Here is a 9356-nt window from a genome sequence, read left to right on the forward strand (position 1 = left end):
CCTGATCTTTGGCAATATGTGTAGTAATTAATTATTTCTAAAATTAACATAATACACGTTATACGAAACGCCTCTTAAAATCCCTTTTTAAACAATGTCTTATTCATGTAGAAACAGCCTAAGCAGTCACTCTTAGGCTGTTTTGGCAATTTTTCATGTTCCACGATTAATAAATAAACAATGTTCCACGGCTTTGTTTAGCCAAAAAACATAATGACCGCATTTTATTTGAGCCAATTTCAGCCCTCTTGGACTGAAATAATGGCCCAAACAAAATACGGTCTTAGAGGAAAATACACATCAATAAGAAGATAACAGCCAAGCAACCAAAACTCAGAGCCAAAACACGCCATAAATCCTTCTTTTTGGCGTTATTTTGGCTTTCATGCAGTAGGTTCGATACTTCCCTCAGTTGATGTTCAGAATTGCTTAAATCGCTTTTTAGACGCTTAGATAGCATGTGTAGTTGATTTCTTTCTTGGAGGAATTTCTGCCGTTCCTGTGTGAGTTGATCAATTTTTTCTTGGTCTTGGTGAATAATGGGCGTTTCTTTTTCGGCAAGTTGTTTTTCTAGAGCCTGTTTTTCGTTTTTTAAGGTGTTAATCGTCAGTTCAAGTTGTTTAAGTTCTTGATTGGATAGTCGCTGATTTTGCTCTAGTTGTTCATATTTCCCTTTGATCTGTGAAAGTTCATTCTCAAGCTGTCTAATTTTTTCATCAGCCTGTTCATGAGGCTTTGCTAATCGTTCAGTATGTCTTTCAAGCATCAAAACTGTTTGGAATAGCTCATCGTTTTTCTGCTCTAGTTCTGCAATCTTCCACTTTGAATTGTGCAATCCTTTGTAGCGTAAAAGGTCTTCTATACGTGCATCGCCATCTAAGAACTTGTTTTCTAAAACCTGATTACGTTCTTTTAATTCCGTATTTTGAATCTGCATCTGCATTTCACGTTCGGCCATACGGTCTAAACGACGTTTCAGGTTTTGTATTTCATTATTTTGACGAGTAAGCCGGTCTATCTGCCGTTCAACTTTGTTTGTTAAGGCTGTTTTGGTCTTTAAAGTGGTTGATTCATCTTCTGCAAACTCTTTGAGATAACGACTTAACAGTGATTCTTCCAAGTCAAAGGGCATATTTAAGTCTTTTTTGAGCACTTGGATGATGGATTGATAGGTCAAACCATCTTTTTTTAGGCGTAAAACATCGTCTAGATGATTTCTCAGCCACTTTTTCTTATTGAACGAAGGTTTATTTTTGATCACTTGAAAGCCTTAATTTTGTTGACGCTCTAAAATCGGTTTTCAACCGATTTTTTTAAGACACACCATACGCACCTTACAGGATGCCACTAAAAAAATTTAGATTTTTTCAGGGTATTTCTTAAAATAAATATATGATTTAAAAATATAAAACAGTAATTTTTATGTAAATACTTCCAAAAATTGCATAACTTTTTACAAGTGATTGATTTTTTTATTTATAGAATTTTAATACGTTTTATAAGGAATCTAGTGCTAGCTGAAAATAGAAAAGCCACCCTGAAGGTGGCTCAAAATTAGTAGCCTAACTCTTTCTTAATCAAATTATGTAAATCTTCATCCGATAAAGTATTGAGCTGACTAACAGCAGCTTTAAGAATGATAGACCGATTTGCTTTAGCAACACGACATTTAACCTTCAGATCATTAATTTGCTCACTTACATCTTCTGTTAACGAAAATGTATATCTTTGAAATTTAGCATTTGATGGGGTTAGTTCCTGAACATTTTTTGATGCGCCAGAAATAAAATCATTCACTAATTTTTCATTTTTAGAAGTTTGATCTTCTCTTTTTAAACCTTTTAAAGCCATTAGAGGTCTCCTAAAAACTCTTTAGCGATTTGTTCAATTTCTTGCTTGGCTTTTTCATCAGATGACATTTCAAAAACGGATAATCCATTTTCATCAGCATCGTCATATATATTTCGATTACACGTAAAATTATTTAATGGGATGAGATCAAACGATTCACATGCTTCTTTAGCATCTAAGATGCGTTGAACTTGACTCGGTAAAGTAGGACATTGAGTAATGACTGCTCTCGTATAGAGTTCAGGATTAACAGCTTTTGCAAGACGTATTAATTTTTCGACATGTACTAATGTTTTGAGATCTCGTCTTTTAGGACGGAAAGGCAAAAGCATATGAGTGGAAACAGTCATTGCCGAACGTAAGGCTTCAGAATCCTGTCCACCAGCATCAATAATGATGTCTTGGTATCGCTTCGATAAATCCATTAGGATTTGTCGAATGTTCCCTGAAGCTTGTACTGATGGAATGCTTTTTACAGCTGAATTTTCATCTCGTTCTTTGATCCAGTCAGTTGTCGTACCTTGTGGATCTGCATCGAGTAATAAGATATCTCGATTATTTGCTTGTAAATAAACTGCTAGATTTTGGGCTAAACAACTTTTGCCAGATCCACCTTTTTCACCACCAACTAATATGATCATTTTTATTTAACTTACGTAACTTATTTAACTTAAGTATATTCTAATAATAGAGAAGATCAATGTATTCACATAGTTAACTTTTTACGTAACTTAAATAACTTATGTAACTTACGTAAGTTTATAAAAAAAGTTTTATCTTATATATACTTTTTGATTGAATTGAAAAACAAAATAGATATATTGTATAAACTACAGATATGAAAAAGCCCCGTAACTTTCAAATCTTGGCGGAAGAGAAGTTACAGGGCTTGAATTCTTAGAACATGCTTGCACATGAACTGTATTAATAATACATGGTCATTGTGCATTTGCAAATAGTGAAGATAAGCAAATGCAACAATTATCTTTTCTGCTTGATCAATTTCAAGACAGATTACCTAAAAAGCCTTACTGTGCAGATAATTTGGATTATGGTCTGATGATCATGCCTAAAGAAATTTCTATAAAATACAGATATATACAGCCAAACAGTCCTTATTATTTACATTATCTAGTATTTGATTTGGATTATGAGGCTTCATTATCAGAAATATTATATGGACTAGTAGGAGTACCATTACCAAACTTAGTAATTGCTAATCCTTACAATGGTCGTTCTCATATTTTATTCCAGTTAAAAACACCGATTTATACCACTGATGCTAGTCGTCAAAGACCAATTCTCTATGCAAATGCCATTCGACATAAACTTGGAGAGTTGTTCAAAGCAGATCCCGCATATACACATCTAGTAGCTAAAAATCCTATGTCTAGTTTTTGGAAAACTACGTGTTTACGGGAAAAACCTTATACCTTAAATGAGCTAGCAAGAAACTTAGACTTAACTTGGAATGATGCTAAAAGAGAAATTAAACAAGATGAAGCGATAGGTTTAGGACGTAATTGTTTTGTATTCCATACAGCTCGTCATTGGGCATATAAAGAAATACGGAAGTATAGAGGGAGCACATATTCTGTTTGGCTTGAGAGTGTAATTCAGCATTGCGTGAAGCTAAATCAGGGTTTGATTCAACCTATGACCTATGGAGAGGTGAAAGGCATTGCTAAGTCTATTGCGCGCTATTGTTGGAAAAAAGACCCATATTGTTATCAGGAGTTCATTGATCGCCAAAAATATAAGGGGCGATTGGGTGGCATTAAAGGTGGAAAAGTAAGATCTGCAAAATATGATGAGCTGAGGAGGCAGGCAAGGGATCTACATTCACAAGGTTTGAGCTGTAGAAAAATTGCAAGTGAACTCTGTGTATCTAAATCAGTTGTGGCTACTTGGATAAAGTGTCCAAGTGAGCCTAAATCAGATATTAGCGCTTTGGAAACTACTTTTGGTTTGTTTTCTTAGTTAAGTGTCCAAGTGAGCCTAAATCAGATATTAGCGCTTTTGGGAGTTTTTTTTGTTACCTATATATTCTTCTACTTCAAACTTTCAGTTAAAAGCAGATCATAGTTTCATTTCTAAGAATGCTTTGTTTGAATTATACGAAAGTTTTGTCTTCTATAGTTATAATGGAAGACAAGATCTTGCTTATTGTACTGAGGTACATCTTAGTGATGATCCTTATGTAACCCTATATTCTGTTCAATATGAAGAAAAATTTAGGCATCTTAGGATCAGAGATTTTGATTTCATCTATGGTCAAAGTTTTGATGAATTGAGAAAAAAATTTATAGTCTGAATTGATAAATGCCTCTTTAAAGTGGCATTTTTTTTGAACCAAATTTCGTATAAGAAACTTTATGTTAAATGGATAAGGCTGAAAAAACATAAAATCTTTTTAAATTAGATAAATTTTAGCAAAGCATTAATTTACTCGTTAATATTTGGGTTAAACTTAAAAAAGGAGTATAGCAAAATTGATGGAATCAAATGCCTTCACCAAAAATCTTTTTTCAACGTCTTGATGGCGCTGATTTTGTTAATGAATTAGCTACAGCCTCTTTTAATTATAATGAAGGTATCATTAGTGTTGCTTTTGCGCGAAAAAATGGTGCTGATATCATTTGTAATAATGTTCTAAACAATAAAAAAATAATATTTTTCATAGGAATAAATAATGGAGTAACGTCTAAGCAAGCTTTAGAATATCTTCTAGATAAGAATGTACATCAAGATATTTATTTGGTTAATACTGGTACTCCCCAACAGATTTTTCATCCTAAAGTTTTTTGTTTCTATGAAGAAGCTTCAAAGGAAGGAGTATTGAGTGTTGGAAGCTCCAACCTAACTTCTGGAGGATTTGAAACCAATATTGAAGCCAATATTTTATTGTATATAAATCATTCTAATTGGGATTTAATACAAACAATAATGATGAATTTAAATATCATAAAGGCTGATTGTATTCATTTAAAAAGTAAGCATCAGTTAGATAATTTACTAAATAATGGTTTTCTAGAGGATGAAAGTAAGAAAATTTTTGTTCCTGTTAGAAATCATATAGTATGGAGTCCTAGCTCTCCAAATATTCCAAAAGTTAAACTAAAAACAATAGTTAAGTCACAGAAAGAACCTACTAGTACAGGTACAGTCTCACCTACTAGTACAGGTACAGTCTCACCTACTAGTACAGGTACAGTCTCACCTGCCAGTACAGGTACAGTCTCACCTACTAGTACAGGTACAGTCTCACCTGGTATCCAGACAATTTGGTTTGAAACGAAGCGAATGACTGGTGGATCAAGAAATATTTTAGATTTATCAATGAAATCTTTAGTTGAAAGAGGAGATCCGAAAGGAACTATTTTTGAATTTAATGATTCTAAGTTGATGCTAGGTACAGTGTATTTTTTTGGAGTAGATCCTTTAAGTAGTCATAAACGTAAACTAATTACATTAGAGTTTGATGGGGTTGATTATATTGGCAATGAGATACTCTTCCCTACAGGAGATAATGCAAATGGTACGTGGCGCCTTCAGATTAAAGGAGTAAGCTCTAATAATATAAAAATTACAGATGCTTTTAGAGCAAAAGAAGAAGGATATTACTTAGTCGAAAAAATAATAACCTTTACTAAGATTCGTGAAGATTACTACTCTTTATCTGTATATTCAGAATCAGAAATGGCTAATTTTAAATTATCTTCACGAATCTTAGGTAGGAATGGTTCTTCAAAAAATGCTAAGCAATTTGGATTATTTTAAAAACGGCTTAACCATTCTTGGTGCTTATTTTTTCTAGCTCCGCTAATGCCACCATTTGCACCACCAAAGTTAAGCATAATTGTATCTTCACTTAATGGAATTCCTTCAGAAATAAATAAAGGAACATTATTTATTTCTCGAAATCGCTTAACGAAAAAGTTTAAATCAAAACTGTATGCGTATCCTGTTGTATGTTGATATGGTGGATCAACATAAACAATCGAGTTTGTAGGAAATGGAATACTGAGTAATTCCATAATATCCATATTGAAACAAGTTACTCCACTCATTTTGTTTACAATAGTATTTATTCTCCGTCTTAATTCATTCGGAGATGGTTGCATAGCATTTGCAGGACTACGACGAATACTTGTTTCAGTTGGTTCCCAATAGTCTCTAAAACAAGCATTTGCCCAATTTTTTTCCTTACGATAGATTTGTTTTCCACCAAAGGAACAAGCTTGAAGGATTGGATAAAGTTCCACTTCATGTTTATCTATTGGTAGTTTAGAAAGAGTAGATAAATGCTCTTTAAAATCTTTTTGACTACTAGGTAACTCTGCTAAAAATTGATCAAAAACATCCATATTAAAAGTATTAGATCCTATAGCTGACCAAAAAGCCCCCCAAGAACTAATATCAAGCATAGAGATACGTGTTGGATCTATACCTCGATTAACTAATTCAATAGAAATTGCACCTGAACCACAACATAAATCATAGAATTGAGTATTGGAGTCAGTAGAAGAGTTTAGAATTACATCAACTATTTGAGATGCTACACGTTGTTTACCACCTTGATATGAACAAGGCACTCGTAATATTGAGCTCATCAACATTTCCTTTGAATTAGAATTCTTGCATAAACTCTTTGACCATTGATTATACCGACCCCTCCTCTATCCTCAGAGTGTTGTAAGTATTTTACTTGTGAAAGAACATCAGAAGGTACATTGGAACGTGCATTACCATTAGCAAGCATTACAATTTCAAATTGATCTGGATTATATTTATCAAGGAATGTAATAGGTACACCCATTAAGCCATCATAATCTACTGGAATATTTTGAGTGCGGTTAACCTCAATGGCATCATAATTTTCATATTTTGGATAATCATTTGAATTATATGCTTTAGTTAAAACTAAATTTTCATGACGTCTAGTGGTATCTAAATTAGTAAACCAACGAACACCTTTGACTCTAATAAAGCGGCGCCCTGTATCATCTATCCCACAATTACTTGCATTTAATGGATAGTCATCAGGAACATAAAACTTACGATCTCCTGATCTTATAGAATCACCATACCAAATTTTATTATCACGAAAGAGTGGGAATATTTCCTTGCATGTTGATGCATTCATATTTCCAAGAATAATAAACTTTTTTTTATGCTGCATTAGCAAACTAATATATTCACGGAAAAGACTGAAGGGAGGATTAGTGACTACAATATCTGCTTCTTGTAATAGAGTTTCACATTCTTTTGAACGAAAATCACCATTACCATTTAAATGTACAAGAGAGTTACTCGGTATAGCAAATAAAGATTCTAAGTCTAAAGAACCATCAGGTCTTTCTAAACTATGGTTAGGTACCTCTTTTACTACTGCTTTATAGGCACTAGTTCCCCCATTTAGAGGATATTCTTGGCCTGCTAAACTAGATTCTGAATAGCAAGTGGATATTAGACCCGCTAATTCTAAGTCATCGAAATGAAGTATAAAGAATCTAAAGAAAGCTGATTCAAATGGATCATCACAATTACAAAGTATAGTTTTTCCCTTGAAATGCCTTCTATGGTTCATCATTTCCACAAAAACATCTTCATATTGAGTGTAAAATTCATCTTTTTTAACAATAAATGCATTATTAAGAGTGGCATTTCCAGATTTCAATTGAACTATTGGACGCTCGATATTTATATCAAATGGCATCTTTCCCTCACGAACAACAGTTTTAAGAAATGTATTAATCGCTGTGGACATGCTAATACCAATTTCATCAAATATTTTGCTAGCACTTTTTTTAACATCTAGATCAATACGGATTGTAGTGGTTGGTTTGATGGACATCTTTGGGCTCCAATAGAGAAATACAATGTAGCACAATTTAGTGCTGTAATCTCTATATAGAAGCATTGGTAATACTAGGATGATTATTAAAACACCAATCTTATTATTGAGTTTTCCTACAATTAACATAATACGGATTATGCGAAACGAGAGCCTACTGCTCTCGTTTTTTCATTCTAGAACTGCTAAACTTCTTATACGCCATTGACGTACTTCAACCTATGTTATTCATTGAAACCAGTATTTTTACCAAGCAAATTAAAGAGCTTGTGAGTGATGAAGAGTATCGTCAGCTCCAGCAAGATCTCTTGGTACAGCCTGATAAGGGCGACTTAATCAAGAATGGCGGTGGAATTCGTAAAGTACGCTGTGCTCAAGGCAATAAAGGTAAAAGTGGCGGTATCCGGGTGATCTATTATTGGGTCACAGAGGATGATCAGATCTTTTTCCTGGTGGCTTATCCAAAGTCTGTGAAAGATAACCTGACAGACAAAGAGACCTCTATTTTGCGTCAATTAGTGAAGGAGCAATTTCATGGATAACAACTTATTTGATGACCTGGTTGCTTCAATCAAAGAAGCTGGTGCCATCAAACGCAATGAAATGAAAGCAAGCCGGGTAACTGAGCTTGAATTGCCAGATATTAAGGAAGTACGTGAGAAGACAGGCTTAACCCAGGCAGAGTTTGCTGCACGTTTGCATATTAGTGCCAGAACCCTACAAAACTGGGAACAAGGCCGTCGCTATCCGACTGGTCCTGCAGCGACTCTAATTCGTATTCTGGATGCTCATCCAACTCTAATTTAAAAATTTTAGATAATAAAAAACCCCGGCATCCTGCCGGGGTTTTTCATATTGGTTCGCTTGGTATAACTCCTGTCGTACCTTGCAGTCCTTATGCTTATCTCTTGTTATTCTTGTATGGAGCTTCCTGCTCTCTATGTCCCCATCATAAGAAAGTTCCAGTATTCTGAATAGCCGCAAAGGGCCGGAATTCACGTAAGCCCAGGCGTACAAAATAGCCTAAATTTTATCCACAGCAATTGGGGATAGTTTTGGAACCTAGATCCGTATGAAATGGGCGCTGACTGCTAAATTGATCGTTTTTTAATCAATTTTAATGGCAAAATGTTACATATTCGCTTAAAAACTCACCAACTTATTACAAAAGCGACTTTTTGCTGATTTCTTAGTCATGACTAAAATTTTAAGTAATTGATAATTATATTAATATACAAGTGTACTTCGTATAATCACCATTATGTTAAATAGACTTAATATTCGATGAAATTTCTTTGAATTCTAGTGCTGTCTTTTGGGTGTTGGGAATATGGCCAAACACATATTCATCCTTCGTCTGAAAAAAGAAATCAAAGCTTTGACTCATCAGTGAATCGACTTGGCTTTGCTTTTGATAAATAGGAGCAATCCGGTTGATGTAGTAATTAATCCACTCAGATTGATGATTAAACGTACCGTAGTCTCTTAAATCAGCATAGAGAAGTTGTAGATCCGCTGAAATGGCTTCAACATTGGGATTAAACATCCATACCGTGATGTTCATCGGTTCAACAGCCATGATTGTGTAGGCTTGCTCCTCATCGAACCTTTCAACTTTATAAAGTTGAGCTCCGCTGTCACTATAACT

The 9356-nt window shown here is 34.2% G+C and carries 9 protein-coding genes and 1 pseudogene; 4 read left to right on the top strand and 6 right to left on the bottom strand.

What is annotated here, in order from left to right; genetic code table 11:
* Nucleotides 1–283: 283 nt before the first annotated feature.
* The 3 genes from FTV43_RS13860 to FTV43_RS13870 all read right to left on the bottom strand — a co-directional run bounded on the left by FTV43_RS13860 (nt 284) and on the right by FTV43_RS13870 (nt 2492).
* Nucleotides 284–1261: a hypothetical protein gene (locus tag FTV43_RS13860; protein ID WP_179995736.1), complete on the bottom strand. Its 978-nt coding sequence runs from the start codon at nt 1259–1261 to the stop codon at nt 284–286.
* Between the two features lie 293 nt (nt 1262–1554).
* Nucleotides 1555–1851 carry a hypothetical protein gene (locus tag FTV43_RS13865; RefSeq protein WP_179995737.1) on the bottom strand — a complete coding sequence of 99 codons (297 nt, stop codon included), beginning with the start codon at nt 1849–1851 and terminating at the stop codon, nt 1555–1557.
* Nucleotides 1851–2492, bottom strand: coding sequence for an AAA family ATPase (locus FTV43_RS13870; RefSeq protein WP_179991622.1), 642 nt, complete (start codon nt 2490–2492; stop codon nt 1851–1853). The genes FTV43_RS13865 and FTV43_RS13870 overlap by 1 nt, the downstream gene beginning before the upstream one ends.
* A 331-nt stretch (nt 2493–2823) precedes the next feature.
* Here FTV43_RS13870 and FTV43_RS13875 point away from each other — a divergent pair, with 331 nt between their 5' ends.
* Together FTV43_RS13875 and FTV43_RS13880 are read left to right on the top strand one after the other, a co-directional pair.
* Nucleotides 2824–3831, top strand: a complete 1008-nt coding sequence (locus FTV43_RS13875) for a replication initiation protein (RefSeq protein WP_179995738.1) — start codon at nt 2824–2826, stop codon at nt 3829–3831.
* Between the two features lie 525 nt (nt 3832–4356).
* Nucleotides 4357–5631 carry a phospholipase D family protein gene (locus FTV43_RS13880; RefSeq protein ID WP_179995739.1) on the top strand — a complete coding sequence of 425 codons (1275 nt, stop codon included), beginning with the start codon at nt 4357–4359 and terminating at the stop codon, nt 5629–5631.
* Here FTV43_RS13880 and FTV43_RS13885 read toward each other — a convergent pair.
* A complete protein-coding gene (locus FTV43_RS13885) occupies nt 5628–6464 on the bottom strand; it encodes a DNA adenine methylase (RefSeq protein WP_179995740.1) in 837 nt (278 codons plus the stop codon). The two genes, FTV43_RS13880 and FTV43_RS13885, sit on opposite strands and share 4 nt — an antisense overlap.
* Nucleotides 6464–7708, bottom strand: a complete 1245-nt coding sequence (locus FTV43_RS13890) for a type II toxin-antitoxin system RelB/DinJ family antitoxin (RefSeq protein WP_179991749.1) — start codon at nt 7706–7708, stop codon at nt 6464–6466. Before FTV43_RS13890 ends, FTV43_RS13885 begins: the two co-directional genes overlap by 1 nt.
* A gap of 221 nt (nt 7709–7929) precedes the next feature.
* On the opposite strand from FTV43_RS13890, the gene FTV43_RS13895 reads away from it, so the two are divergent.
* Both FTV43_RS13895 and nadS read left to right on the top strand, forming a co-directional pair.
* Nucleotides 7930–8250 (top strand): type II toxin-antitoxin system RelE/ParE family toxin, encoded by a 321-nt coding sequence (locus FTV43_RS13895; RefSeq protein ID WP_000897309.1) that lies wholly within the window; start codon nt 7930–7932, stop codon nt 8248–8250.
* Nucleotides 8243–8515, top strand: coding sequence for a NadS family protein (gene nadS, locus FTV43_RS13900; RefSeq protein WP_004896911.1), 273 nt, complete (start codon nt 8243–8245; stop codon nt 8513–8515). The genes FTV43_RS13895 and nadS overlap by 8 nt, the downstream gene beginning before the upstream one ends.
* A gap of 457 nt (nt 8516–8972) precedes the next feature.
* Here the strand turns inward: nadS and FTV43_RS13905 are convergent.
* Nucleotides 8973–9356, bottom strand: a pseudogene (locus FTV43_RS13905) (hypothetical protein); the annotation flags it as partial.

The sequence above is a fragment of the Acinetobacter sp. YH16053 genome (genome assembly GCF_013417035.1).
In the GTDB taxonomy this organism is placed as follows: domain Bacteria; phylum Pseudomonadota; class Gammaproteobacteria; order Pseudomonadales; family Moraxellaceae; genus Acinetobacter; species Acinetobacter towneri.